Genomic DNA, 24464 nt, shown 5'->3' with positions numbered 1-24464 from the left:
CTCACAGTGCCGGCATACGCGTCATCGCCGTCCGGATGACCTCCAGAAACCACTGTTGTGGCCCGCCGCGGCCCGGCGCGTGACGTGTGTAGGCGGCCACCTCGACCGGTTCGATCGGCCACGGCAGGGCGAAGATTCGCACCGGGTGTGTGCGGGCCAGCGTCCGGGCGACCCGTTCGGGCACGATCGCGACCAGTTCGCTGTCCTGCACTACGTAGGGGAGGGTCGCGAACCGGGTGACCCGCACCGCGATCCGGTTCTCCAGCCGATGCTCGACCAGTGCTTTGCGCGGGCCGGTATGCCCGGTCGCGCCGTCGACCACGACGTGGCGTTCCTGTTCGAGTGCGGCCTGGGTGGGGGTCGCGGATTCCAGCCGGGGATGGTCGGCGGCGACCATCCCGGCGTAGCCCTCGGTGAACAGCACGGTCCGGCGCAGCCGCGGTGAATCCAGGACCGGGCTGGCCACGATCGCATCCATTTCACCGCGGGTCAGCCGGTCGGTGGCCGTTTCCAGGTCGAACGCCGCCACCCGCAGCCGGGCCTGCGGGGCCTGTGCCGCGAGTTCGGCCAGGACGAGCGGCAGTACTGTCACCTCGCCCAGGTCGGAGAGTCCGAGGGTGAATCGGGTGGGCCGGCCGGGATCGAATTCCGCGGTGGTGCCCAGTGTTTCGGTGACATCGGCGAGCGCCCGGCGCAGCGGCGGGTACAGTCGCTCGGCCTCCGAGGTGGGGGCCAGGCCGCCGGGACCGCGGACGAAGAGTTCGTCGTCGAGGCGTCGGCGAAGTTTGCCGAGACCGTAACTGACGGTGGGCTGGGTGACGCCGAGTAGATCGGCGGCGGCGGTCACGCTGCGGGTCTCGTACAGCAGGACGAAGGTGCGCACCAGGTTCAGGTCGAAATCGGACATAGATCTCCTCTATTCGCGAATAGAAAAACATCTATTGGATTTCTGGAGAATGCCAGCCTAGCGTGAGTGCCATCACAGCCCGGGTCGACGCTGACCCGAAGATCAGAAATGAATTCCCACTCATGAACAAATTACTGTCGTGGCCGGCCGCGCTCTGCTGGCTCACCGTGCTGCTCGACGGGTACGACCTGGTCGTCCTCGGCGCGGTCATCCCGACCCTCATCGACGAGAACCACATCGGCTTCACCGCCGCGAGCGCCACCTTCGCCGCGACCCTCTCCCTGGTCGGCGTGGCCATCGGTGCCGCCGGGGTCGGGCCGCTGGCCGACCGCTACGGCCGCCGCAGTGTGCTGCTGGGCTCGATCCTGCTGTTCTCGGTATTCACGATCGCCGTGCCGTGGGCAGGGTCGATCGGGGTGTTCGGCGCCTTCCGGCTGCTGGCCGGGCTCGGGCTCGGCGCGTGTATGCCCACCGCGCTCACCTTCATGGCCGAACATATGCCCGCCTCCCGCCGGGCATTCGCCAGCACTTTCACCATGACCGGCTACCACTTCGGTGCGGTGCTGGCCTCGGTGGCCGCGCTCTGGCTCATCCCCAGCTGGGAGATCCTGTTCTACGCCGGCGGTGCGGCCGGGCTGTTGCTGTTGCCGTTGATGTGGTTCAAGCTGCCCGAATCCGATGCGTACCTGGCCGCGCAGGGCAAGACCGAACGGGTCGCGCCCACCGTTGTGCTGCAACCGAAATACCTGCGCATCACGCTCGGCGTCTGGGTCGGCTCGTTCATGGGGTTGCTGCTGGTCTACGGCCTGAACACGTGGCTGCCGAAGCTCATGCGCGACGCCGGATACAACATGTCCACCTCGCTGACACTGCTGCTGGTGCTGAATATCGGTGCGATCATCGGGCTCGTCGTGGCCGGTGTGCTCGCCGACCGTCGCGGGACCAAACCGACGATCCTGGTCTGGTTCGGCGCCGCCGCCGTCCTGCTCGCGGTACTCAGCATCAAGGTGTCCAGCACCGTGCTGCTCAATGCGCTGGTTCTGGTCACCGGGATCTTCGTGTTCTCCGCTCAGGTGCTCGTCTACGCCTACGTCACCCAGGCCTACCCGGCCGAGGTGCGGGCCACCGCGCTCGGACTCACGGCCGCTGTGGGCCGGCTCGGCGCCATCTTCGGGCCGAGTATCACCGGAGCGCTCATCGTCGCCGGTTCCGCGCATCCGTGGGGTTTCTACCTCTTCGCCCTGGTCGCCGCGCTCGGGCTGCTCGCGCTGGCGACGGTGCCCGCCCTGGCCGTCCACCACACCGGTCGAGCCGCGGCGTCCGGTTCCGGCAAGTCGAAGGAGTACGCCGTATGAAATCCACCCGCACCCAGGTAGCCGTAGTCGGCGCGGGGCCGGCCGGGCTGCTGCTGTCGCATCTGTTGCACCGCTCCGGGATCGACTCGGTGGTCGTCGATATCCGCGGCCGGGAAGAGATCGCCACCACGATCCGCGCGGGCATTCTCGAAGCGGGATCGGTGCGCACGCTGGTGGACACCGGTGTCTCCGATCGGGTGATCACCGAGGGCGACAGGCACGACGGCGTGGTGTTCCGGTTCGGCGGCGACAACCATCGCATCGACTTCCAGGAACTGGTCGGCGAATCGGTGTGGCTGTATCCGCAGAACGATGTATTCGTCGATCTGGCCGCCCGCCGGGAAGCCGATCAGGGTGATGTGCGCTACGGCGTGGCCGATACCGCGGTGGACATCTCGGGGGAGCGGCCCGTGGTGACCTTCACCGAGATGGACGGGCGGCCGGCCCGGATCGAGGCGGACCTGGTGGTCGGCGCCGACGGGTCGCGTTCGGTCTGCCGGAAAACCTTCCCCGAAGGCGCCCGCCGCGAATGGTTCCGCGAATACCCCTTCGCCTGGTTCGGTTTCCTCGCCGAGGCGCCGCCCTCGCATCCGGAATTGATCTACGCCCACTCCGATCACGGTTTCGCGCTGGTCAGCCAGCGCACCCCCACCGTGCAGCGGATGTATTTCCAGTGCGCGCCCGGCGAACGACCCGAGGAATGGGACGACGACCGGGTCTGGGCGGAGATGCGCCGCCGGGTGAACGGGAACGGTTTCGAAATCCGGGAAGGCCCGATCACCGGCAAGATGGTGCTGCCGTTCCGGTCCTTCGTCACCGCCCCGATGCGGCACGGCCGGCTGCTGCTGGCCGGCGATGCCGCCCACACCGTGCCGCCCACCGGTGCCAAGGGATTGAACTTGGCCCTCGCGGATGTGAAAGTCCTGCACGAATCGATCACCGATTTCCTCGCCGGTGCCGGGGACCGGGCGCTGGACAGCTACACCGAGCGGGCGCTGGACCGGGTCTGGAAAGCTCAGCACTTCTCGTACTGGATGACCACCATGCTGCATTCCGTCGACGGCGCCTCCGACTTCGATATCGAGCGGCAGCGCGGCGAACTCTCGCTGGTCACCGGTTCCCGGCACGGCGCGGCCTACCTGGCCGAGGCATACACCGGATGGCAACCGGCACGATAAGCCGAACGTATTGCCCGAGAGCATATTCGGTACGCCCGGCTGTCCGAGGTGCCGGATCGGCGATACCGATCCGAACCGGCGCCGGTCAACGAGGCGCGGTCGCGCCTTCCGGATGCACGGGATGCTTGCCCTCGGCGAATTCTTCGACGATCTTCGCGCAGAAAGCGGGCAGATCGTCCGGGTTACGGCTGGACACCAGACCGTGGTCGGTGACCACTTCCGCGTCCACCACATTCCCGCCCGCATTGCGGATATCGGTGCGCACGCTGGGGTAGGAGGTGAGGGTGCGGCCACGCACCACATCTGCCTCCACCAGCGTCCACGGTCCGTGACAGATCACCCCGACCGGTTTACCGGTGGCGAAGAAATCGCGGACGAAGCGGACGGCGTCCGGATCCTGGCGCAGTTTGTCGGGATTGGTGGTGCCGCCAGGAAGGAGCAGGGCGTCGAATTCGTCCGGGCTGCATTCGCCGACCACCCGGTCCACCGGGAAGGTATCGCCCTTCTCCACGTCGTGGTTCATGGCTTGGATCTCGCCCGGCTCCAGTGACAGCAGGGCGGTACTGGCCCCGGCATCTGCCACGGCAGACCGTGGCGCGACGAGTTCGACCTGCTCCACCCCGTCCGCCGCGAGTACCGCGACCCGCTGTCCGGTCAGATTGTGCTTCCGGCCCATACCTGCTCCTTTCCGAGTGCGTGGTTGCGACCTACCCGGGCCCGTGCCGGCGAAACGTGGATCGCCCGCCGGTACCGGAGTCCGCCGGGCCGGCGGGCAGTGGTCTCGGCAATACCGATATCGATGATTGAGGGCCGCGCGGCCGGGTAGTCGCCCCCTTGTCCGGCGCATCGAGCGCAACGAGAGAAAGGGCATCCGAGGATGAACGTCCCGATCAAGAGCACACTCGACCCGGAACAGCAGCGCATCACCGGCGACGCGCTGCGCGCGAGCGTCGTAGACCTGATCGATCTGTCTCTGATCGCCAAGCAGGCCCACTGGAATGTGCTCGGCACCCACTTCCGCTCCGTGCACCTGGCCCTCGACGAGCTGGTCAGCGCGGCCCGGGAGTTCACCGATTCGACCGCCGAAAGGGCTACCGCCATCGGTGTGAGTCCTGACGGGCGCGCGGCCACCGTGGCCAAGGAAGCGGCCGGGCTGCAATTCCCCGACGGCTGGCAGCAGGACACCGCGGTCATCAATGCGATCGTCGACAACCTCAGCACCGTGATCCGCCGGTTCCGCGAGCGTATCGACACCACAGAAAAGGCCGACCCGGTGACGCAGGATCTCTTCATCGCGATCGCGGCCCGGCTGGAACAGCTGCACTGGATGTGGCAGGCGCAGCTGTCGACTGCCTGAGTCCGGACCACCGCGCTTGCGGATGGCCGGAAACCGGCCATCCGCGACCCGGTGGATCAGTGCGGCCGGTCGGCCGCGGGCAGAACGGCCTGGTCGACGATATCGGCCAGGGTCTGCTCGTCGGGCAGTTCACCCGAATCGAGGGTGTATTTCAGGACCAGCGCCTCACCGATATCGAGGACGACAGGAGTGAGGCGGTCCGGGTCGATCCGCCCGGCCGCGGCATAGTGGCGCAGCACCGTCCCGGTGAACCGGCCGCCCTTCGGTTCGAAAACCTGTGTGTAGACGGCCTCCGCCAGCTCCGGATAGCGGGCTCGTTCGGCCAGGATCGCGCCGGTGGCCCGCGCGACGGGCGTCGTGAGCCAGGCGATCATGAGCCGCAGCGCCTCGATGAGGTCGCTGCGCAGATCATCGGTCGGCGCCGGGGTAGGTTGTTCCTGCGGGAAACCGGCCTGTAGGGCATCCAGCAGGATGGCCTGCGGGGAATCCCAGCGCCGGTACAGCGAGGTCTTCGCGATACCGGCGCGCTGCCCGATACCGTCCATCGTGAGCCTGCCCAGCCCCACCTCGGCGAGTTCTTCGACCACCGCGGCGCGAACGGCCGCGACCACTTCGGCGTCGCTGCGGCGGGCACGGGTGCCGGGCATGCTTCCTGTCTTTCCGGTAATCGGGCGGGATCTCTTTCGTGCAGGTTAGTCGGCGGCGGAATCGATGGTGGCCACCGCGGTGGCGAATGGACCGAGCTCCACCTCGCCGTCCCGGACCGGGCGGGTGACGGCCGGCCCGTCGCCGGTGGTGGTGTCGACCGTGCTGATCGTGCGGACCGGATCGGCGAACCGGACCCGTGCCGGCTCCGGGTATTTGTTCACCAGCAGGACTTTGCGCACTCCGTCCGGGGAGACGAAACCTTGGCTGTGCACGCGGGTTTCCGGTGACTCCAGCGACGGTTGTGCGCCGGCCCGGTGCAGGGTGTCGCCGGGGCCGAAATTGTCGAGCAGAAGTTTCAATGCCTGGTAGCGGGCATTGGGTTCGCCGGTGTTCCAGTCGAGCAGCGAGGCGCCGTAGATCATCCCGGGGTAGTCGATGAACTCGGCCACCCCGACGAGATCGATACCGAGTTCGGTCAGCCGCGACCACAGGTAGCTGACGAGCGCCCCGCTCAGCGCCCAATAACCTTCGGGCGCTTCGGGGTCGGGGTTGACGACATCCGGCGCGAAAGTGCCGATTTCGTTGATATGTGTTTCGGTGCCCGGGGAGAGCCGGCGTTTGATGGATTCGATCAACTGCACCTGGTGGAGGAACCCGTCCGCCTGTGCGAAGAACACACCGGGCCATTCCTCGAAAGAAGCGTTTCCGGCGAGATCGACCGGATCGAGGATCTGCGGAGTCGCGTAGAAATGGTAGGAGAACGCATCGAGCGGGATGCCGTCCTTGTGGTTGGCCGGGTCCAGGAAATGCCAGAAGTATTCCGGATCGAAATTGATGGGACTCAGTGAGAGCCCGACGAATTTCATCTCCGGGTCCAGGACGCGCAACCGCTCGACTACCGCATCGTAGAACCTGGTGTAGGCCTCGGGGGAGAGTTCGTGTCCCACATCGGGTTCGCACAGCACCTCCCAGTACGCGAACCTGTCGGCGCGGCCGGATTCGTGGCGCACACCGAACTGGTCGGTGAATCCGCCGTCGATGTACCAGCGGCCGATCCGTTCGAAATGTTCGGCGACTTCGGTGAATTCCGGATCGCGGAACTTCTTGCCGTGTTCGTAATCCCAGTGGATTGCCGCGGGGTCGTCCTGGTAGGCATCGGGCTCCGCATCCTCGAACATCCAGGCGGGGATCGTGGCGAAGTTCGCGACGACGGGCCGGCCCTCGGCCGCCGCCAGGAAATCATCGGTGAATTCGTCGAGGCGCCGGAAATCCCAGGAGGTGCGGCCGTCGGTGGGCGGATCTAGTTCGGGGACGGACAGTTTCGGCGAAGACCACCAGGGGAGAAACCGCGCCCGGTCGGCGCGGAGTGCGCGCAGTGCCTCGAAGGCCTTGTCGTGGATCGGTGAACTGCGCTGCAAGGGCGGTGCGGTCCACAGGTGGGTGGTGAGCGTGGTTCGTGACGTGATGGTCGGAGTGGACCAGTCGACGGTGATGTGCAGGGCTTCGGTCATCAGCTGCTCTCTTTCTCGAATAAGCAAGGCCAATGTAGCTACATCGGCGTAGCTACGCAACTGTAGCTTGGCTGTTGCTCGTTCCCGTCGGCACGGCGCTGCCGCGTGGAGTTCCGTCTCGGTTTCGCAGTGGCGGGGAACATGCGCGCAGGCCCGATCGCGGCGAATAACGGACCGCGCCGGGGTATCCACGTGTGGCAGGCTTGGGGTTTGCCGTCGGTGCGCGGCGCGGAAACCACGAATGCCGTAGGCGCCTGCCGTGTGGACCGGTGGGAGGCCGGGCGTGAGAACGGGAGTGGATATGGTTCGAATTGCCGGGTCGCCGTACGGGGTGAGTCCGGGACCGGACGGCGCGCTGTGGTTCACCTTGGCCGAGGCCGGCGCGATCGGCCGATACCGGGAGGGCGAAATCCGGACCTACTCACTGGACAGTCCCGATGGACAGCCGACGGTGATCGTGGCCGGCCCCGACGAAGCCATGTGGTTCAGCGAATCCCGTGGGAACCGGATCGGCCGGATCACCGAGGCGGGGGCCCTCGGCTGGTTCCCGGTCGAATCGCCCTACGGTCTCACCACCGGCCCGGACGGTGCCCTGTGGTTCACCGCACTACAGGCCGACCGTATCGGCCGATTGGCCACCGACGGATCCGTCACCTACCACCCGGCTCCCGGAATGCCGTCGATGATCACCACCGGCTCCGATGACGCGCTCTGGTACACCCTCAACCAGGGCAACGCGATCGGCCGCACCGATCTCACGGGCGCAACAACCGTCCATCCCCTGCCCACCGAGCAGGCCATGCCGGTCGGTATCACGCCGGGCCCGGACGGTGCTCTCTGGTTCGTGGAGATCGGCGCCGGGCAGATCGGGCGAATCGGCCTCGACGGCGAGATCACCGAGTTCCCGCTACCCGATCGCGCCGCCCGGCCGCACGCAATAATCGCCGGGCCGGACGGCGCCCTGTGGTTCACCGAATGGGCGACCTCGCGGCTCGGTCGTATCACCCCGACGGGTGATATCACCGGGACAGAGTTGCCGGGCGCCGAACCGCACGGGCTGGCGGTCGGCCCGGACGGTGCGGTGTGGGTCGCCATGGAATCCGGCAGTCTCGAACGTATTCCACTGTGAGCGGCGGGCATTTGCCGCCGCGCGCAGGCACGGCCCGATCCGACCGGCGTGAAACCCCGGCGTTCAGCCCTCGATCACCGGGGCCGAAACCTCCGACAGCCTCCCTTCGGACAGCCGCAGCCACCGCTGCACACCTATTTCGGCGAGGAAACGTTCATCGTGGCTGACCACCACGAACGCTCCTTCGTAGGCGTCGAGTGCGTTTTCCAGCTGTCCCACGCTCACGAGATCCAGGTTGTTCGTCGGCTCGTCGAGTAACAGCAACTGCGGTGCCGGCTCGGCGAAAAGGATGCAGGCCAGGGTGGCCCGCAACCGTTCACCGCCGGAGAGGGCGCCGACCGGAAGATGCACCCGGGAACCCCGGAACAGGAAGCGGGCCAGCAGATTCATCCGCTGGGCCGCAGGGAGCTCGGGGGCGGAATCGGCCAGATTCTCGGCCACGGTGCGTTCGGGGTCGAGGAGATCCAGTCGTTGTGACAGATACGCCACCCGGCCGTCCGCGCGGGTGATCTCACCGGATTCGGCGGCCAGGTCACCGTGCAGGATGCGCAGCAGAGTGGATTTTCCGGCGCCGTTCGGGCCGGTCAGTGCGATTCGTTCCGGGCCCCGGATCGCCAGGTCGACACCGGGATCGGCGAAAATCTGCCGGTCGGCCACCTGGTAGCGGATCCTCTCACCGAGGAACACCGTGCGCCCGGCGGGCACATTCGTGCCGGGTAGCTGCAACGCGATCTTCCGGTCGTCACGCAATGTCTGCTCGGCGCGGTCGAGCCGGGCTCGTGCGGCATCGACTCGGGCCGAGTGTGTACCATCGGCGCGGCCCGCGGATTCCTGCGCGTTACGTTTCATGGTGCCCGCGAAGATTTTAGGCAGGCCGGCGTTGCCGAGGTTACGGGCCGCGTTGCTCGCGCGGCGGGCGGCGCGTTCGCGCGCCTGCTGCAACTCCCGTTTCTCGCGTTTCACCTCCTGCTCGGCATTGCGGATGTTCTTCTCCGCCACCTCGCGGGCGGCCTGCACCGCCGCTTCGTAATCGGTGAAATTCCCACCGTGATAGTTGATTTCGCCGGCGTGTAGTTCGGCGATCCGGTCCATGCGGTCCAGCAGCGCCCGGTCGTGGCTCACCAGCAGCAGGCAGCCGTTCCAGTCGCCGAGCAGGTCGTAGAGCCGGTGTCGGGCTTCCAGATCGAGATTGTTGGTGGGTTCGTCGAGCAGTAGGACGTCGGGGCGCCGGAGCAACTGTGCCGCCAGGCCCAGCGAGACCACCTGCCCGCCGCTGAGGGTGTGCAGCCGGCGGTCGAACTCGAGCTCGCCGAGCCTCAGCCGCTCCAACTGGGCGTGGGTGCGTTCCTCGATATCCCATTCCGAACCGATCGCGGTGAAATGCTCTTCGGCGGTATCGCCCGCTTCGATCGCTTCCAGCGCTGCCAGGATCGCGGCGATACCCAGCAGTTCGGCCACGGTCATATCGCCGGTCAGTGGCAGGGTCTGCGGGAGATAGCCGACCACGCCGTCGACGGTGACGCTGCCGGCGGATGGGCGCAGATCGCCCGTGATCAAGCGGAGCAGTGTGCTCTTACCGGCACCGTTGGGGGCCACGAGCCCGGTACGCCCGCCGGGCACGGTGAAGGACAGATCGGTGAACACGGGGGTGTCGTCCGGCCAGGAGAACGACAGATTCGAACAGACGATGAAGGCATCAGCCATGGGGGAGACCTCGTATGTCGTCCGGCGTGCATATGCGCCGGGAAAATGATCGATGAACGACGGCATGGCCACGACAGCGGCGCCCGTATGCGCCCAACCGGTGGCCGTCAGAGCCGGGTGACCCCGGAGATGTCGAGTTCACCAACCATGGTCGGTCTCCTGTATCTCGATGACTCCACGACGATAGCAGCCGCGTCGACTTCGACAACCCGCACCGCGTCGGCCGTATCAGAAGGCGGCGGCCCGGCCGTGGTCGTTCGCCCACGGCCGGGCATGTACGGTCGACGATGGTGCGGCCGGTGCGCGCTACCGGGCTCAGCGGCGGGAATTGTTCAGGTGGTTCTGCACGTCACCCGGTGTGGGCGGCTCGCCGCACTGCATACCGCAGCGCTGTTCGATGGGGACCTGGGAGCCGTCGGGATAGGTGCAGCTCGCGCTGTCGCAGTTGTAGTCGATGCTGTTCGGATCCATCGGCATCGGTTCGGTGTAGTACGACCACGCGAAGGTGTCGCTACCCGAGACGGGGGAACAGTAGACGGTGGTGCCGTCCGCCAGATGCCCGACCTGCCCCGGAGCCGAACAGTAGCTGTGCAGTTCGACCTGCGGGTTCGGTCCGTTGTCGGCCTGGACCCAGTTGAGGGTTCCCGCAAGAGCGGCCGCGGGAGCGGCGGCGAAGAAGAGGGCGGTGGCCCCGACGATCGCGCCGAGAAGTCGAGGGCCGACGTGCTGGAAACGCGCTGCTGGCCTCATGGAGGTTCCGTTCTGTCGAGTTGGCAGATCCCGACCGGTCGGACCGATTGATATTAGCTATTACTTTCGGGTGGTGGCAATGCCCCGTAGGTGCACGCCCACGCCGGAATGCGAATGAGCAGACCACAGAGTGCGGGTCTGCTCATTCGCATAGGGCGTGCATGCAACATGTGGTTTGTGGCGGGAATTTCGGTGGAACTTTTCCGGGGTGTCAGATGCAGACTTCTGCGCTGCCCAGGGGAAAGCAGATTTCAACGGATCCCAAACCCGGGATCACCGGTTCTTGGATATCGGTCGTCGCGGCAGACGCGGCGGGCGCGGCGATTACGCCCAATGCCAGGGCAATGGCGCTCGCAGCGAAAATCTTGGTGATTCTTGCTGGCATAACGTTTCCTCCAATCGGCTGAACCACGGACGTCGTTGCGCACGGACCCAGTGTTCGCCGGTGAGAGCACGGAAACCAGACAAGGAACTATCAATTTCCGCGTCCGATATCTCGGTAGGGTCGCGGTGCACCCGGTGCGAGGTCGCGCAGAGGTCACGTAGGCGCACCGTGCCGCTCGTGCTCCGGTGCGCTCGCTCGGCGGGTGCTGTGTTCCCGCGCTCGGCTGCCGATCGGACGAGTCTTCTGCTCCCACGTGGGCGAGCTGAACGTGCTGGTCGATACGTTCTAGCGCTGCTGCGTATCCGCGGCAGGCCCACCGGACGAACCCCGGCGCCGGCGGACGGCCGAGAGCAGGGCACCCGCCGCCACGACGAGCGCGCCGGTCACCACCGACTGCGCGGGCAGGCTGAAGGCCAGCACCAGGCATCCCGTCCCGCCGACCACCGGGATCAGCCGTCCCGGCCGCCCTTCGGACGGCCGCAGCGTCCAGGCGCAAGCATTGGCGATCGCGTAGTACACCAGCACTCCGAACGAGGAGAAACCGATCGCCGCAGTGATATCGGCGGACGCGGCGGCGACCGCCACCACCGCCCCGACGGCGAGTTCGGCGCGATGCGGCACCGCGAAACGCGGATGCACCGCCGCGAGGGCATACGGCAGATGCCGGTCCCGGGCCATCGCCAGCACGGTGCGGGAAACCCCGAGAATCAAGGCCAGCAGCGACCCCAGCGCGGCGACGACCGCGCCCACGCGCACCACCGGCGCGAGCCACCCGGCGCCCGCCGCATCCACCACATCCGACAGCGGAGCTGCCGCCGCCGCCAAACCGTCCGGGCCCAGGGTTCGTAGTGCCGCGATGGCGACGAGCGCGTACACGACCACGGTGATCGCCAAAGCGAGCGGTATCGCGCGGGGGATGGTGCGGGCGGGGTCGCGCACTTCCTCACCGAGCGTGGCGATCCGCGCGTATCCCGCGAACGCGAAGAAAAGCAGGCCTGCCGCCTGCAACACCCCGTTCGCACTGAGCCCGGTCCCGGTGTCGCGCGCCCCGATCGCGGCGTCACCGAAGCCCGCCGCGACGACCACGGCGGCGAGCACGGCCAGCACGATCGCCACGATCATCCGGGTGAGCAACGCCGATTTCCGGACCCCGCGATAGTTCACCGCGGTCAGCGCGACCACCGTGCCGGCCGCAACAGCATGGGCATATGCGGGCCAGGCGTAGGCGCCGACCGTCAACGCCATTGCCGCACACGAAGCGGTTTTGCCGACGACGAAACACCAGCCCGCCAGATATCCCCAGAACTCCCCGAGCCGTTCCCGCCCGTACACGTAGGTGCCGCCGGACGCCGGATAAAGTGCGGCCAACCGGGCCGAAGAGGTGGCATTGCAGTACGCAACCACCGCGGCCACGGCCAGCCCGAGCAGCAATCCCGAACCCGCGGCGCGCGCCGCCGGGGCCAGGGCCGCGAAAATCCCTGCCCCGAGCATGGCGCCGAGCCCGATCACCACGGCGTCGGTCACCCCCAGGGACCGCCGCAATTCTCCCGGATCACCGGCAGCGGAGGTCTCGGACACCATGTTCCCCTCGCGCTCGGCCGGGCCGGAGATCGAATCGGTTCGCCGCCGATGGTAGGGGGAGAAGAGCCGCCGCGGTGCCACTTCGCCACTCCGGTTCACTTGCGCACCTACCGGCCCGCCGTCATTCGCCCGGCTTCCGGAGTATCGGCCGACCGGTTCCGGCTCGGCGGTCCGAGGTGGCGGACCCGAGCGATCATGGTGCGACGGTCGGCAGCTCGGCGGCGGCCGACCGATGGCCGAGTGGGCGCCGAGTATCGGTGTTTTCGCTGAAACTTGCGTGAGCAGGGGTGTCGCTCACCCGGTCCATCACCCGCAGCGGGCAGGGTTTGGCGCGATACGACCGGGGTAGACCCGCGGGCAACGGACCCGAATGCCCGGCCGGACCGACCAGAGGAGCGTCCGATGGCAGTTCCACCATCTTCACAGGCCGAGGTCACCGCCGCCCGGCCGTTCCCGGCTCGGGTCGGGCCCAAGGGCTCGTTCCTGCGGAAGATGGTCACCACCACCGACCCGAAAGTGCTCGGGGTGCTGTATCTGGTGACGGCGAATGCTTTCTTCCTGATCGGTGGCCTGCTGGCGCTGCTGATCCGCGGTGAGCTGGCGCGTCCCGGGCTGCAATTCCTCTCACCGGAGCAGTACAACCAGCTGTTCACCATGCACGGCACGATCATGCTGCTGTTCTATGCCACCCCGGTGGTGTTCGGCTTCGCCAATGCCATCCTGCCGTTGCAGATCGGTGCACCGGATGTGGCGTTTCCCCGGCTCAACGCCTTGAGCTACTGGCTCTACCTGTTCGGTGCCACCATGGCCACCGCGGGTTTCATCACGCCCGGCGGCGCCGCCGATTTCGGGTGGACCGGTTACGCACCGTTGAGTACCGAGCAGTTCTCGCCGGGGGCAGGCGGAGACCTCTGGATCATGGGCCTGGCGATATCGGGGCTGGGCACCATCCTCGGCGCGGTGAACATGATGACCACCGTGATCTGTATGCGGGCCCCTGGGATGACCATGTTCCGGATGCCGATCTTCACCTGGAATGTCTTCATCACCAGCATCCTGGTGTTGCTGGCGTTCCCGATCCTCACCGCGGCGCTGATGGCGCTGGCCTACGATCGGCATTTCGGCGGGCACATCTACGACCCGGGCGTCGGTGGGGTGCTCCTGTGGCAGCACCTGTTCTGGTTCTTCGGGCATCCCGAGGTGTATATCGTCGCGCTGCCCTTCTTCGGCATCGTCTCCGAGATCTTCCCGGTGTTCAGCCGTAAACCGATCTTCGGCTACACCACGCTGGTGTTCGCGACGATATCGATCGCCGGCCTGTCGATGGCGGTGTGGGCTCACCACATGTACGCCACCGGGGCGGTGCTGCTGCCGTTCTTCTCGCTGATGACCTTCCTGATCGCGGTCCCGACCGGGGTGAAGTTCTTCAACTGGATCGGCACCATGTGGAAGGGGCAGCTGAGCTTCGAAACGCCGATGCTGTTCTCCCTCGGCTTCCTCGTCACCTTCTTGTTCGGCGGTCTGTCCGGGGTGATCCTGGCGAGCCCGCCGCTGAACTGGCAAGTGCACGACAGCTATTTCGTGGTTGCGCATTTCCACTACGTACTGTTCGGCACCATCGTTTTCGCGACCTTCGCCGGAATCTACTTCTGGTTCCCCAAAATCACCGGCCGGTTGATGGACGAACGCCTGGGCCGCGTGCATTTCTGGACCACCTTCTTCGGCTTCCACCTCACCTTCTTGGTTCAGCACTGGCTGGGTGACGAAGGTATGCCGCGCCGCTACGCCGACTATCAGCCCGACGACGGTTTCACTGCGCTGCACACCGTCTCGACCATCGGTTCGTTCGTGCTGGGCGCTTCCATGATCGTCTTCGTGTGGAACGCGTTCAAGAGCTACCGCTACGGAGAAGTGGTCACCGTCGACGACCCTTGGGGTGCGGGCAATTCCCTGGAATGGGCGACGACCTGCCCGCCCCCGCGGCACAACTTCTACGAACTGCCGCCGATCCGCTCCGAACGGCCCGCGTTCGAACTGCATTACCCGCACATGTCCGAACGCCTGCGTGCGGAATCCCATGTGGGCCGCCGAAGCACCGCCGGGGCCGGCGCCGAACTGTCCACACCACCCGGGGCAGGCAGAACGTAGCAGGCGTCGGAGCGGTCGCTGCGGCACACGTCCGTCGGTACGGGATTCCGCCGGAACGCATGGCCGATGTGGTGGTGGCGCCGAGCGAGCTCGATACGACCGTGCCTTCCGGACAGTGCCGCGGCCCCGGCCGGAACGTGGAGCCGGGTGTGCCGGAGGTGTGGATCAGCCGGCCGGTGGGAGGAACGCCTTCAACGGCTCGGACCCGGACTGGTCGTGACCCCAGTACGCATCGGCGGTGATTTCCTCGGAGGTGTAGTGCCGTTCGTCGACGAGCATGCCTTCGGTGCCGAACTCGAGGTCCCAGCCACCGGGTGCACGCACATAGAAGGAGACCATCTTGTCGTTCGTGTGCCGGCCCAGCGTGGAGGAGATCGAGAACTCCTGGCGATTGACGCGGTCGAGCGCCTGTCCGACCGCGTCGAGGGTATCGACCTCGGTCATCAGATGGACCAGGCCGGGCTCCTCCGTCGGCGGGGCGGGGCACAGCGCGAGACTGTGGTGGCGCTGGTTGATGCCGAGGAACCGCACCCGGTTCAATCCTTCTTCGTCGAGCCGGATCGAACCGCGCGGCAGGAAGCCCAGCACCTCGGTATAGAAGGTGTACGATTCGGCGAATTTCGCGGTCGGCAGCACCACATGTCCGAGGCCGTGGGCACCGGTCACCCACCGGCCGGCGAACGGTGTCACCAGTGGGCTGTGGTCGAGTACCGGGCCGAAGAACACCTCGAGCCGGGTGCCGGCGGGATCGTCGAACGCGATGACCTGCTCAGCGTCGAGATAGGCGCTCTGTGTACGGGACAACACCTCGACGGTTCGCCCCGAATTCTCCACCGCCTCGCGGACCCGCCGCAGCGCGAATTCGTCCCGCACCTCCCAGCCGACGGCCAGCGCCCGGTCGGAATCGCCGGGGAGCACCGCGATACGTGCACGCCGCTCGTCGATGCGGGCATACAGCCCCTCCGGTTCGGGTCCGGAACCCACGGCCATGCCGAGGCCGTCGATGAGCAACTCGCGCCAGCGTGCGATATCCCGGGTCTGGACTCTGAGGTAGCCGAGTCCGCGTAGTTCTGTCATTGTCCTGGTCCTCGAATAGTGAAGCGGGTCAGATCATTGCGCGGAAGGGGCCCTGCGGATCGCCGCCGAGCTGCGTCAGAGCTGCCGAATGATAGATCGTGCCGGGCACATGGATGGCATGCGTCAGGCCGACATGGGCATCGCGCCAGAACCGCTGCATCGGTGTCTTCACATGCACCGCCGCCCCGCCGGCCCGCGCGAAGACCTCGTCCATCGCGCGCACCGCGCGCCACGCCGCCGCGATCTGGGTGCGCCGGCCGATCGCGCGTTCTTCGAAGCCGACCTCCTCGCCGCGGTCGGTTTTGTCCCAGAACCGGTCGACCGTCTCCAGCAGCGATACGCGGGCAGCGGAAATCTCCGCGGCGGCCTCACTGATGGCGAACAGTACGTAGGGATCTTCTCGGATGGGAACGCCGGTGACCTGCACCCGCTCCTTCTGTACTGCGATATAGCAGGCCAGCGCGCCCTCGGTCATCCCGATCAGCGCCGAGGTGATGCCCAGCGGGAAAATGCACGAGAACGGGAAGCGGTACAGCGTTTCGTCGCGGCCTGCGTGCCGCCAGCCGTTACCGCTCATCACGATCTCGGAGTCCAGGGTGCGATGTTCGGGGAGGAACGCGTCCTTGACGATCAGATCCTTCGACCCGGTGCCGCGCAGGCCGATGACATTCCAGCTGTCCTGGTCGATTTCGTAGTCCGACCGCGGCAGCAGCACATGCAGCACTTTGCCGGTGCGCTTACCGTCCTTGTCACCGACCGCGGCGCCGATCATGATCCACCCGCAGTGATCGGTGCCGGACGAGAACGACCAGCGCCCGTTGAGGATGTAACCACCCTCGACCGGGACCGCGATACCCATCGGCGCATACGGTGACGCCATCCACATATCGTTGTTCTGACCCCAGACCTCCTCCTGTGCCTTGGGGTCGAAGAACGTGAGTTCCCACGGGTGAACGCCCACGATGCCGGCGACCCAGCCGGCCGCGCCGTCGAGCGCGGCGATGGCCATGGTGGTTTCGGCGGCCTCCCGCGGATGTGCCTCCAGGCCGCCGTACTCCTTCGGCTGCAACATGCGGATGACGCCCGAATCACGCAGCTGCTTCGCGGTGGTATCGGAAAGCCGCATCAGAGATTCGCCTTCGGCGGCTCCGGCACGGATCTCGTCCGCGTGCTGCATGATCTTGTCCAGTACGTCGCCCATGATGCGGCTCTTTCTCGAAACAGGGCCCCGTCGCGGAGCCGGAACTGTGTGGTGTCCTGTCACCTGTGAGCACCGTGCGGGTGCGGTGCGTACAACACTGTCAATGTTGAGGTGGCGGCACACCGAGGATTCCGTTCAGCGGAATGTCGCGGGTCCCGATCTGCCGGTATCGGTAGACAGAACAGCGCACCGCCGGGCGCAACGCCCGATTTCCGGAAGGATTGCCGTGACCGATACCGCAGAACTGGTGGCTTCCCTGCTCGAACGGGTACAACTGCTCGAAGACAAGGCCGCCGTCCACGACGTGCTGACGGCCTACGGTCCCGCCGTAGACGCCGGTGACGCCGCCGCCGTCGGCCGATTGTGGGCCGAGAACGCGGTGTACGACACCGATATCCGGGTGATGGAAGGCCGCGACGCGATCACCGAGATGGTGCGCACCGCGCCGCATCAGGACTACATCGCCGAAGGGTGTGGTCACCTACTGGACCCCGTCAATATCCGGGTCGACGGTGATACCGCGGTGGCGACCTGCCATTCGCTGTTGCTGCGCCGGGACCCCGAAGCGGACTCGTTCCGGGTGTGGCGCGTTACCGCCAACCGTTTCGAGCTGGCCCGCGTCGAGGGCTCATGGCTGATCGAGCGCCGCACCGCCCGGCTACTCGACGGGAGTGCGGTTGCGCGCGAACTACTGGGCCGCGCCGGCCGGTGACGTCACCGGCCGGTCTTCCGGCCGCCGCCCCGATTTCCGGGGCGAGGCAACGGGTCAGTGCAAACTACCCTCGTGGACAGCGCGATCGAACGGTGTCAGCGAGGACCCGGTACGTAGCGTCGTAGCGAGCGCGGGATCGGCCAAGTGCAGGCGGCCGATGGCGATGAGATCGAACTCGCCGGATTCGATGCGGCGATCGACCTCCGCGATGTTGTCGACAACCTCCGCGGCCCCCGTGGCGCGGCTGTCACGCAGCGGCTTCCCGAGCCCGACACTGCCGACAGCCATGGCATGCGCGCCGGTGAGTTTCTTGGCCCAGCCGGCCAGCGACAGATCACTACCCTCGAAAGCCGGGATGTCGAAGCGCCGGATACTGGCGTCGAAAACGTCCACACCGGCATCGGCGAGTGCGCCGAGCACCACCTGTAGCTCGTCGGGAGTCTCGGCGATGCGGGCGGTGTAATCCTGCTGTTTGTGCTGGGAGAAACGGAAGAATATGGGCATATCGGTGCCCACGGCTTCGCGGATGGCCGCGACCACCGCGGCGGGGAACCGGCTACGCGCCGCGAGGTTGCCGCCCCAATGGTCGTCGCGCGTGTTGGTGTCGTGCCACAGAAACGAATCCAGCAGGTAGCCGTGACCGCCGTGCAGGGCGATACCGTCGAAACCCAGTTCGGTGGCGGTGACCGCCGCACGCACATAGGCGGCGATGATCTCGGCGAGATCGTTGTCCGTCATCGGCCCGGTGGGTTGCGCGGCGCGCGCAACGTATTCGTCGGAATACGACGTGGTCCCGGCGGTGCCCCACCGGCCGGACGGCCGCATCGGCGTGACGGCCGGGTCGGGGGTCCTGCTCATCGCACCCCACAGCGGACCCACATGCCACAGCTGCGGAATGATCCGGCCACCCGCCGCGTGCACCTCGTCGACCACAGTCCGCCACCCGGCCAGCGCATCCTCGCCGTACATGCGGGGCACGCGACGATTGTCGACGGCGGCCGGATGGTCGATGGCGACACCCTCGGTGATGATCAGACCCGTTCCACCGGCGGCGCGGCGCCGGTAATAGTGGGCGACATCGGTGCCGGGGACCCCGTCCGGCGATCCCGATCGAGTCATCGGCGACATGACGATGCGGTTCGCCAGGTCCAGCGAACGGACGGTCAGCGGCCGGAACAGCGCGGCGTGGTGATCGGTCGTCGGGGTCCGAGAGCTTTCCTGAATGCCTTCCACACTGCCAGCGTATGGTCGCCGGTCAGCGGCGTACTGTTCGTTCTCGCTCACCGGAAGTGGCAGACGACACACTGACGGGGCCGGGGGAGTTGCCGGGACCGGGACCACGGTGCGGTCCTGGTGTCCAGTGGGTCGGCACATTCGTGGTGGTGGGACCAGATCGCTGCGTTGCCGGCAACGCAGCGATCGTGTGGTGGCGCTGGATTTGTCCGGCCACGGTGACAGCGGCGCGCGATCCCGCCCCAACTCACGGTGGCCGGTTACAGATTGCTGCGGCGGGCGGTGCGTTCGTCGATCCGCTGCGGGGTCCGCCGGCTTCGAGTGAGTGGGGCCGCCGGGGCGTGGTGCTCACTCATTGCGGGCTAGTGCTTTCCCGAGGTGATCGCGCTCGGGCCGGAGCAAGCAATTGCGCCGCGCTCAATACGCGCCGGTCCTGTCCGGCCCGGCCGGAGAGCTGGAGACTCGAGGGCCGCCCGGCGAAGTCATCGCCGGTGGGAATGATGACACTCGGCGAATCGAGATAGCTCAACATCATCGTCAAGGTCAGCGCGCGCGAATTCATTTCGTCGTGCAACTCCGGGGAGTCGCGGATGTCCACGTAGGCGGGCGCATCGATCTCGGCTGCCGGGCTCAGCAGGACAGCGCTCCCCAGCTCCTGGCCGAACTGGTGCCGTAACGATGGCATGGCTTCGTAGAGCGCGGTGGAGCCGAACTCCTGCAATCGGGTACGTGAACGCTGCAGCCGGCGCCGGACCGGCGAGGAGAGCAGATTCGGCTGCTCGAGATATGCGCCGAATGCGGCGAATGCCTCCGACTCCACGATCGGGACATGTTGCCGGTGGAGCCGTTGGACGGTGTCGAGAACTTCGATCCTGCGCTGGACGATTCGGTGCCCTTTTCCGCGCAAGCAAGCCAGATCGGCGTGGAACCGTTCGAGGACATGCCGATCACACCTGGCGAGGTATTCGTCGTGCGGAATGACGAAGGCCGGGGTCCACGGTTCCGGGACCGCAGGCGACTCTCTCGCCAGAATCCGGTCGATGGTTTCCAGGTGTGCGACGCTGGCTGCGATCACCGCGACCGAATCCAGTGTCGGTGCGAGAGAGGTCATGCCGGCACTGGGATAGCGGCCCAGGCTGGGACGGAAGCCGGGCACCCCCGCCCACGCCGCCGGGATTCTTCCGGATCCGGAAGTATCGCTGGCGAGCGCGAACGCCACAACTCCGGCACGAACGGCCGCTGCCGAGCCCGACGACGAGCCACCGATCAAATATTGGCGACCGCCCCGCGTCAGTGTCGGCGTGCCGAACCTCTCGTTGACTCCGAGCCCGGAATACGCGAGCTCGCTCATGGTGGTCTTGCCGATCAGTACTGCTCCGGCCGCGCTGATACGACGCACGACTTCCGCGTCCCGGCGGGCAGATGGCCGCCGGTCGAAGATCTGTGACGCTGCCGAGGTACGGGTCCCGCGGACATCGAAAACATCCTTCACGGCGAATGGCACGCCGGCGAGCTCGCCTCCCCGACCCGGTGCATCGATCGCCGCGCGGGCAGGTGTGAACTGGAGAAAGACGTTCTGAGTCTGTTGTGCTTGCGCCAGCGCGTTTTCCGGTGTGCGGTGTTCACCCGGACCGGTCACTTCACACCACCCACTGCCGAGTGGCTCGGAAGACGCTGCGAGCGGGACAGTCCGCCGAGCGGGCGCCCATTCGTCTCCTCACCGAGAAGGAGGGTCGCCAAGAGCCCGAAAACGTTGACCGCCGCGAGGAACCACATCACTGCGCCGATACCGAACCCGGTCAAGAAGGCGGGAAGAAAGAAGGTGCTGATCGCGGCACCGACACGACTGATCGCCACGACGATCCCGGTCGCGGTGGCTCGTACAGAGGTCGGGAACAGTTCGTTGGGAACAATGATCTCGATGAAGTTCGACGCTCCCGACGCCACCGCGTACAGCGCGAGCGCGGCGAACAGCAGACTCGGCGGTGCCCCCGGGACAACGGCGATGAACCCGAAAGTGAGCGCCATGATCGCGAACGTGCTGACCAGTAATGGGATCCGGCCGATCCGATCGACCAGCCAGAGACCTGGCACGCTGCCCACGACGAACAGCAACGCGATGAGCAGTTCGGGTAGATACTGTGATTCGGTTCCGATACCGAGGTCGTGCAGCAGTGTCGGCCCGAAACTGTAGATGGCGAACAGTGGGATGACATGAGCGATGAAGAATGCGCTCACGTAGGCGATTCGCCGAATCGAAAGCCGGGTCATCAGTGTTGCCGGAGTCACTACGGGTTCGTGCAGCTCATCCACCTGTGCGTCCGGACCCCAGATCTTGTGGACGACTTGCTCTGCCTCTGCGCGCCGACCACGGCTGAGCAACCAGCGGGGCGACTCCGGTGCGTTCAGGCGAAGCACGAGTGTCACCACACCTATGACGGCAGGAGAGGCGAGCATCCACCGCCACGCGTCGGGCCCGAATGCCGATAAGGCCCACCCGACGCCGGCGGCGAGTGCCGCACCGACACCGAACGCGGCGAACAGGGCACCGAGCAGCCGCCCGCGATACCGGCTGGGGACGAACTCCGCGAGCATCGAACTCGCGATCGGATAGTCGGCGCCGATCATGACACCCAGCGCGAAGCGCAGCGCGACGAGCTGCCATGGTTCGACCACGAACGCGCTGAGGATCGAGAGGGCGCTCAAAGCGATCAGGTTGCCGATGTACATGACCTTGCGGCCGATACGGTCGGTCAACCGACCGAACACGACACCACCGGCAAGGATGCCCACGAGCGCTGATGCTGCGGCGAGGCCCGTCTCTGTGGCATCGAGGTCGAGCGCCGGGCCGAGTGTCACCAGCGCGAGACCGATGATTGTGACGATATAGCCGTCGAGTAGTGGGCCACCGGCCGAGAAAGCCGTCAGTTTCAGATGAAATCGCGTGAGCGGGGCGCGATCGATAAAAGACTCAGCGGGATCGGACATAGGACATTTCCTCTGCAGTGAAGTGGCGCGGTCTCCCGCGGTTCAGCCTGCGGCCTGTGCGGGCGCGGCGGATCGTGGTAGCAGCGTGCTTGCTGCGAAGGTGCTTCCGATGCGGCCGAGTGGGCGGAGGGCCGCCTTGTCTATGCGGCCCGACTCGGTGATCAGCCGCTCCGAGACCCGAGCGGTGAGAACTTCACCGAACACCAAGGTTTCGCGGCCGAAAGAACGGGTTTCCACAAGCTCGCATTCGAAGACGGCGGCGCATCCGTCGATAACGGGCGGCAACACTCGGGATGCCTTACTGGTCGGCAGCGCGAGCGCGGCCAGCTCATCGAAATGGGGCGGGCTGTCGGCACCGCTTCGGGCGACCTCGTCGACACGATCGGTCTCCGCGATCTGCACGACGAACTCCCGCGTTGCCAAGATGTTGTTGAGCGTGTCCTTGGGGCTGCCGTCCTCGCGCGGCTCGATGGCGACCATGAGAATCAGCGGGTCGGTGGAGGCGATCGTGAAGAAGCTGAAAGGTGCGAGATTGTTCTCCTGGGCCGGACTCACCGAGGTGATCCACGCGATCGGCCGCGGCACGACGGTCCACGACACCATCGAGAATCGTTCGGCGGCGCCGAGGTGATCGATGGAGATCATCGCGCTCATGCGCGTGGTCCGGTGACCTCGTAGGTGACACCCGTGGGAGTCCGGCCCACTCCATTTGTCGGTGCGAGATCCTGCGGGCATGCCGAGAGCACCACCACGACATCCTCGAGCGCGACCAATCGAACGTGATCGCCCGGAAGTGCGAGCGGTGAATCGATCGAGATCGCACCATCCGCCGCAATCGGGACGCGCATGAAGAGGTTCAGCGGCTGCGGAACGAACTGCGGAGCTTCGAAACCGGCCGCGGCCAGCGCTTCGAAGAAGTTGTCATGGCAATTGTCGTGATACCCCTCGACCCCGAGTTGCCGGTAGCGGGCCAGGTCACAGCTCGGGATGAGCATATCGTGATCGCCCGGGCTCGAGTCCTCGATCATCGACAACATCGGGCGGCGGGTGTTGTCCACCAGGTTGTCGCCGACCCGGATCGCCAATCGTCCGTGGCGCATCCAGGTATGAGGTGCCGACAGAACTCGCATCGGGTTCTCCGCCGATAGCGCCCAGGTATCGACAACCTGCCCGCCGTGCGTGTTCCTCACCACGAGTTCGTCTCCGGCGGCGAGCTCGACTGTCGTTCCGGTGCGGGCAGCAAGTTCCATGACGCCACGCTCCCTTCCAGTACACAAACGATTGGGTTATGTGGGGTCACATTTTTACACAAACGTTCGGGTAGGGTCAATGGTGCGATGAGATCTCTGGCATACGAGGGCGGGAGGACCAGGTAGTGGCCAAGCGCAACGCACCGACGCTGCGAGCCGTGGCTTCCGCTGCAGGAGTCGATGTTTCGACCGTGTCGCGGATCCTCAACAGCCCATCGGAAGAACGTGAGAAATGGGCGGGCGCCGAGACCGTCCAGCGCATCCTCGCCTGCGCGGCCGAACTCGGCTATCGACGCAACCCCCATGCGGCGAGCTTGCGCACAGCACGCACACTCCAGGTCGGCGTGGTAGTGCCCCGGCTCCAGGATTTCGTCCTCGCCACCATCTTCGAAGGCATCGACGACGCCGCCTCCGAGCACGGTTACGCCGCATTCGTCACGAACTCACTCGACGACCCGGCTCAGCGACAATCGCGCATACACCAACTACTCGACCGCAGGGTGGACGGAATCATCCTCGCCGATGCGCGCATCGAGGATCCGATCCTGCGCCAGCTGGCCTCCGACGGGGTGCCGTTCGTCCTGACCTCACGCGCATCGGGCCCGTACCCCGGCGCCTTCGCCGACGATGAACACGGCGGCTATCTCGTCGCCGATCACTTCGCCCGCCTCGGATTCCACGACGTCGCTGTGATCGCCGGGCCGACGTTCACATCGACAGCGAACCTGCGCGTCGACGGGTTCCGCACCGGCCTACACGAACACGGCCTCACACTTCCCGAACATCGCCTCGTTCGCACCGGATTCGACGCCGCGGCCGGACGAGCCGGTGTCGAGAAACTCCTCGCCCGCGGGCCGGTGCCCTCCGCAATTTTCGCCACCAACGATTTCGCCGCCATCGGCGCGATAGGCGGTTTGCGGGATCGCGGGCTCCGTGTACCCGATGATGTGGCGATAGTCGGCTACAACGACACTCCGCTCGCCGAGAACCTGCCCGTGCCACTCACTACCGTTCGGTCTCCGATGGTGGAGATGGGCCGCACCGCGTTCCGGCTACTGGAGCAGGCCATGGCCGGCAGGAAACCGGCCTCTGTCGCACTCGAGCCGGCCCTCATCGTTCGCGAGTCGACCGGAGTAGACGACGACCGGCACCGTCCGCCACGTTCCCCGGCCGGCGCGGGGCGTGTATCGGAATAGCAGAGGGGGCGCAGCCCGCCGTTGCTCTGTCCTCGACTCGTTGCGGGACAGACCCGCTCGGTCCCGGGGGGCCGGGGCCACGGTGCGGTTCTGGTACATGGTTGGTCAGCACATTCGCTGGTGGGACCATATCGCTGCGTTGCCGGCAACGCAG

At 66.4% G+C, this 24464-nt stretch carries 22 protein-coding genes; 7 read left to right on the top strand and 15 right to left on the bottom strand.

Features of this window, described 5'->3' with window-relative positions:
* Window position 1 precedes the first annotated feature (1 nt).
* A complete protein-coding gene (locus NS6_RS19305) occupies window positions 2-907 on the bottom strand; it encodes a LysR family transcriptional regulator (RefSeq protein ID WP_068043687.1) in 906 nt (301 codons plus the stop codon).
* A 122-nt stretch (window positions 908-1029) separates the two neighbouring features.
* Between NS6_RS19305 and NS6_RS19300 the strand changes: the two genes are divergently transcribed.
* Both NS6_RS19300 and NS6_RS19295 read left to right on the top strand, forming a co-directional pair.
* Window positions 1030-2262: an MFS transporter gene (locus tag NS6_RS19300; protein ID WP_084471207.1), complete on the top strand. Its 1233-nt coding sequence runs from the start codon at window positions 1030-1032 to the stop codon at window positions 2260-2262.
* Complete coding sequence (locus tag NS6_RS19295; RefSeq protein ID WP_068043686.1) at window positions 2259-3440, top strand: 4-hydroxybenzoate 3-monooxygenase; 1182 nt, start codon at window positions 2259-2261, stop codon at window positions 3438-3440. The genes NS6_RS19300 and NS6_RS19295 overlap by 4 nt, the downstream gene beginning before the upstream one ends.
* Window positions 3441-3525: 85 nt before the next feature.
* Here NS6_RS19295 and NS6_RS19290 read toward each other — a convergent pair whose 3' ends face one another.
* Entirely contained in the window at window positions 3526-4116 is a 591-nt protein-coding gene (locus tag NS6_RS19290; protein ID WP_068043684.1) for a type 1 glutamine amidotransferase domain-containing protein, read from the bottom strand.
* Window positions 4117-4317: 201 nt separating this feature from the next.
* Between NS6_RS19290 and NS6_RS19285 the strand changes: the two genes are divergently transcribed.
* Window positions 4318-4797 carry a Dps family protein gene (locus NS6_RS19285; RefSeq protein WP_068043682.1) on the top strand — a complete coding sequence of 160 codons (480 nt, stop codon included), beginning with the start codon at window positions 4318-4320 and terminating at the stop codon, window positions 4795-4797.
* Window positions 4798-4853: 56 nt separating this feature from the next.
* On the opposite strand, the gene NS6_RS19280 is transcribed toward NS6_RS19285, so the two are convergent.
* Together NS6_RS19280 and NS6_RS19275 are read right to left on the bottom strand one after the other, a co-directional pair.
* Window positions 4854-5444, bottom strand: a complete 591-nt coding sequence (locus NS6_RS19280) for a TetR/AcrR family transcriptional regulator (RefSeq protein WP_068043680.1) — start codon at window positions 5442-5444, stop codon at window positions 4854-4856.
* A 45-nt stretch (window positions 5445-5489) separates the two neighbouring features.
* A complete protein-coding gene (locus tag NS6_RS19275) occupies window positions 5490-6956 on the bottom strand; it encodes a hypothetical protein (protein ID WP_084471206.1) in 1467 nt (488 codons plus the stop codon).
* A 301-nt stretch (window positions 6957-7257) separates the two neighbouring features.
* Between NS6_RS19275 and NS6_RS19270 the strand changes: the two genes are divergently transcribed.
* Window positions 7258-8085, top strand: coding sequence for a Vgb family protein (locus tag NS6_RS19270; protein WP_068043942.1), 828 nt, complete (start codon window positions 7258-7260; stop codon window positions 8083-8085).
* Between the two features lie 63 nt (window positions 8086-8148).
* Here the strand turns inward: NS6_RS19270 and abc-f are convergent, their stop codons facing one another.
* The 4 genes from abc-f to NS6_RS19255 form a co-directional block, all read right to left on the bottom strand.
* Window positions 8149-9789 (bottom strand): ribosomal protection-like ABC-F family protein, encoded by a 1641-nt coding sequence (gene abc-f / locus NS6_RS19265; RefSeq protein ID WP_068043939.1) that lies wholly within the window; start codon window positions 9787-9789, stop codon window positions 8149-8151.
* Between the two features lie 315 nt (window positions 9790-10104).
* Window positions 10105-10539, bottom strand: coding sequence for a hypothetical protein (locus tag NS6_RS19260; protein ID WP_068043678.1), 435 nt, complete (start codon window positions 10537-10539; stop codon window positions 10105-10107).
* A gap of 211 nt (window positions 10540-10750) precedes the next feature.
* Window positions 10751-10924: a hypothetical protein gene (locus NS6_RS34840; protein ID WP_157112836.1), complete on the bottom strand. Its 174-nt coding sequence runs from the start codon at window positions 10922-10924 to the stop codon at window positions 10751-10753.
* Window positions 10925-11209: 285 nt separating this feature from the next.
* The gene (locus NS6_RS19255) at window positions 11210-12505 is read right to left on the bottom strand and encodes an APC family permease (RefSeq protein ID WP_068043937.1); all 1296 of its coding nucleotides are present in this window, start codon (window positions 12503-12505) and stop codon (window positions 11210-11212) included.
* Between the two features lie 402 nt (window positions 12506-12907).
* Between NS6_RS19255 and ctaD the strand changes: the two genes are divergently transcribed.
* Window positions 12908-14653 carry an aa3-type cytochrome oxidase subunit I gene (gene ctaD, locus NS6_RS19245; RefSeq protein WP_068043674.1) on the top strand — a complete coding sequence of 582 codons (1746 nt, stop codon included), beginning with the start codon at window positions 12908-12910 and terminating at the stop codon, window positions 14651-14653.
* Window positions 14654-14818: 165 nt separating this feature from the next.
* On the opposite strand, the gene bphC is transcribed toward ctaD, so the two are convergent.
* A complete protein-coding gene (gene bphC, locus NS6_RS19240) occupies window positions 14819-15730 on the bottom strand; it encodes a biphenyl-2,3-diol 1,2-dioxygenase (protein WP_068043672.1) in 912 nt (303 codons plus the stop codon).
* A 28-nt stretch (window positions 15731-15758) separates the two neighbouring features.
* On the bottom strand, window positions 15759-16931 hold the full coding sequence (locus NS6_RS19235; RefSeq protein WP_068043670.1) for an acyl-CoA dehydrogenase family protein: 1173 nt from the start codon (window positions 16929-16931) through the stop codon (window positions 15759-15761).
* Between the two features lie 226 nt (window positions 16932-17157).
* On the opposite strand from NS6_RS19235, the gene NS6_RS19230 reads away from it, so the two are divergent.
* Window positions 17158-17643 carry a nuclear transport factor 2 family protein gene (locus tag NS6_RS19230; protein ID WP_068043669.1) on the top strand — a complete coding sequence of 162 codons (486 nt, stop codon included), beginning with the start codon at window positions 17158-17160 and terminating at the stop codon, window positions 17641-17643.
* A gap of 54 nt (window positions 17644-17697) precedes the next feature.
* On the opposite strand, the gene NS6_RS19225 is transcribed toward NS6_RS19230, so the two are convergent.
* From NS6_RS19225 to NS6_RS19205, 5 genes are all read right to left on the bottom strand, one after another.
* Entirely contained in the window at window positions 17698-18876 is a 1179-nt protein-coding gene (locus tag NS6_RS19225) for an NADH:flavin oxidoreductase (RefSeq protein ID WP_245669412.1), read from the bottom strand.
* A gap of 352 nt (window positions 18877-19228) precedes the next feature.
* Window positions 19229-20515 carry an amidase family protein gene (locus tag NS6_RS19220; protein ID WP_068043667.1) on the bottom strand — a complete coding sequence of 429 codons (1287 nt, stop codon included), beginning with the start codon at window positions 20513-20515 and terminating at the stop codon, window positions 19229-19231.
* The gene (locus NS6_RS19215; protein WP_068043664.1) at window positions 20512-21864 is read right to left on the bottom strand and encodes an MFS transporter; all 1353 of its coding nucleotides are present in this window, start codon (window positions 21862-21864) and stop codon (window positions 20512-20514) included. Before NS6_RS19215 ends, NS6_RS19220 begins: the two co-directional genes overlap by 4 nt.
* Window positions 21865-21906: 42 nt before the next feature.
* Window positions 21907-22518 (bottom strand): flavin reductase family protein, encoded by a 612-nt coding sequence (locus NS6_RS19210; protein WP_068043661.1) that lies wholly within the window; start codon window positions 22516-22518, stop codon window positions 21907-21909.
* Window positions 22515-23114: a DUF1989 domain-containing protein gene (locus NS6_RS19205; protein WP_068043659.1), complete on the bottom strand. Its 600-nt coding sequence runs from the start codon at window positions 23112-23114 to the stop codon at window positions 22515-22517. The genes NS6_RS19210 and NS6_RS19205 overlap by 4 nt, the downstream gene beginning before the upstream one ends.
* Window positions 23115-23239: 125 nt before the next feature.
* On the opposite strand from NS6_RS19205, the gene NS6_RS19200 reads away from it, so the two are divergent.
* On the top strand, window positions 23240-24310 hold the full coding sequence (locus NS6_RS19200) for a LacI family DNA-binding transcriptional regulator (protein WP_084471203.1): 1071 nt from the start codon (window positions 23240-23242) through the stop codon (window positions 24308-24310).
* The last annotated feature ends 154 nt before the right edge of the window (window positions 24311-24464 follow it).

The organism is Nocardia speluncae NBRC 108251 (assembly GCF_001613245.1).
Lineage (GTDB): Bacteria > Actinomycetota > Actinomycetes > Mycobacteriales > Mycobacteriaceae > Nocardia > Nocardia speluncae.
The sequence above is the reverse complement of the archived record's forward strand: the minus strand, read 5'-3'. Positions and strand labels throughout refer to the sequence as shown.

What these genes read in the sequence shown, in the direction of transcription:
- NS6_RS19215 (WP_068043664.1), bottom strand. Translation starts at nt 21,864, where the DNA reads ATGTCCGATCCCGCTGAGTCTTTTATCGATCGCGCCCCGCTCACGCGA.
- NS6_RS19260 (WP_068043678.1), bottom strand. Translation starts at nt 10,539, where the DNA reads ATGAGGCCAGCAGCGCGTTTCCAGCACGTCGGCCCTCGACTTCTCGGC.
- NS6_RS19275 (WP_084471206.1), bottom strand. Translation starts at nt 6,956, where the DNA reads ATGACCGAAGCCCTGCACATCACCGTCGACTGGTCCACTCCGACCATC.
- bphC (WP_068043672.1), bottom strand. Translation starts at nt 15,730, where the DNA reads ATGACAGAACTACGCGGACTCGGCTACCTCAGAGTCCAGACCCGGGAT.
- NS6_RS19270 (WP_068043942.1), top strand. Translation starts at nt 7,258, where the DNA reads ATGGTTCGAATTGCCGGGTCGCCGTACGGGGTGAGTCCGGGACCGGAC.
- NS6_RS19205 (WP_068043659.1), bottom strand. Translation starts at nt 23,114, where the DNA reads ATGGAACTTGCTGCCCGCACCGGAACGACAGTCGAGCTCGCCGCCGGA.
- NS6_RS19290 (WP_068043684.1), bottom strand. Translation starts at nt 4,116, where the DNA reads ATGGGCCGGAAGCACAATCTGACCGGACAGCGGGTCGCGGTACTCGCG.
- NS6_RS34840 (WP_157112836.1), bottom strand. Translation starts at nt 10,924, where the DNA reads ATGCCAGCAAGAATCACCAAGATTTTCGCTGCGAGCGCCATTGCCCTG.
- NS6_RS19235 (WP_068043670.1), bottom strand. Translation starts at nt 16,931, where the DNA reads ATGGGCGACGTACTGGACAAGATCATGCAGCACGCGGACGAGATCCGT.
- NS6_RS19280 (WP_068043680.1), bottom strand. Translation starts at nt 5,444, where the DNA reads ATGCCCGGCACCCGTGCCCGCCGCAGCGACGCCGAAGTGGTCGCGGCC.
- NS6_RS19305 (WP_068043687.1), bottom strand. Translation starts at nt 907, where the DNA reads ATGTCCGATTTCGACCTGAACCTGGTGCGCACCTTCGTCCTGCTGTAC.
- NS6_RS19295 (WP_068043686.1), top strand. Translation starts at nt 2,259, where the DNA reads ATGAAATCCACCCGCACCCAGGTAGCCGTAGTCGGCGCGGGGCCGGCC.
- NS6_RS19285 (WP_068043682.1), top strand. Translation starts at nt 4,318, where the DNA reads ATGAACGTCCCGATCAAGAGCACACTCGACCCGGAACAGCAGCGCATC.
- NS6_RS19210 (WP_068043661.1), bottom strand. Translation starts at nt 22,518, where the DNA reads ATGAGCGCGATGATCTCCATCGATCACCTCGGCGCCGCCGAACGATTC.
- NS6_RS19300 (WP_084471207.1), top strand. Translation starts at nt 1,030, where the DNA reads ATGAACAAATTACTGTCGTGGCCGGCCGCGCTCTGCTGGCTCACCGTG.
- NS6_RS19255 (WP_068043937.1), bottom strand. Translation starts at nt 12,505, where the DNA reads ATGGTGTCCGAGACCTCCGCTGCCGGTGATCCGGGAGAATTGCGGCGG.
- abc-f (WP_068043939.1), bottom strand. Translation starts at nt 9,789, where the DNA reads ATGGCTGATGCCTTCATCGTCTGTTCGAATCTGTCGTTCTCCTGGCCG.
- ctaD (WP_068043674.1), top strand. Translation starts at nt 12,908, where the DNA reads ATGGCAGTTCCACCATCTTCACAGGCCGAGGTCACCGCCGCCCGGCCG.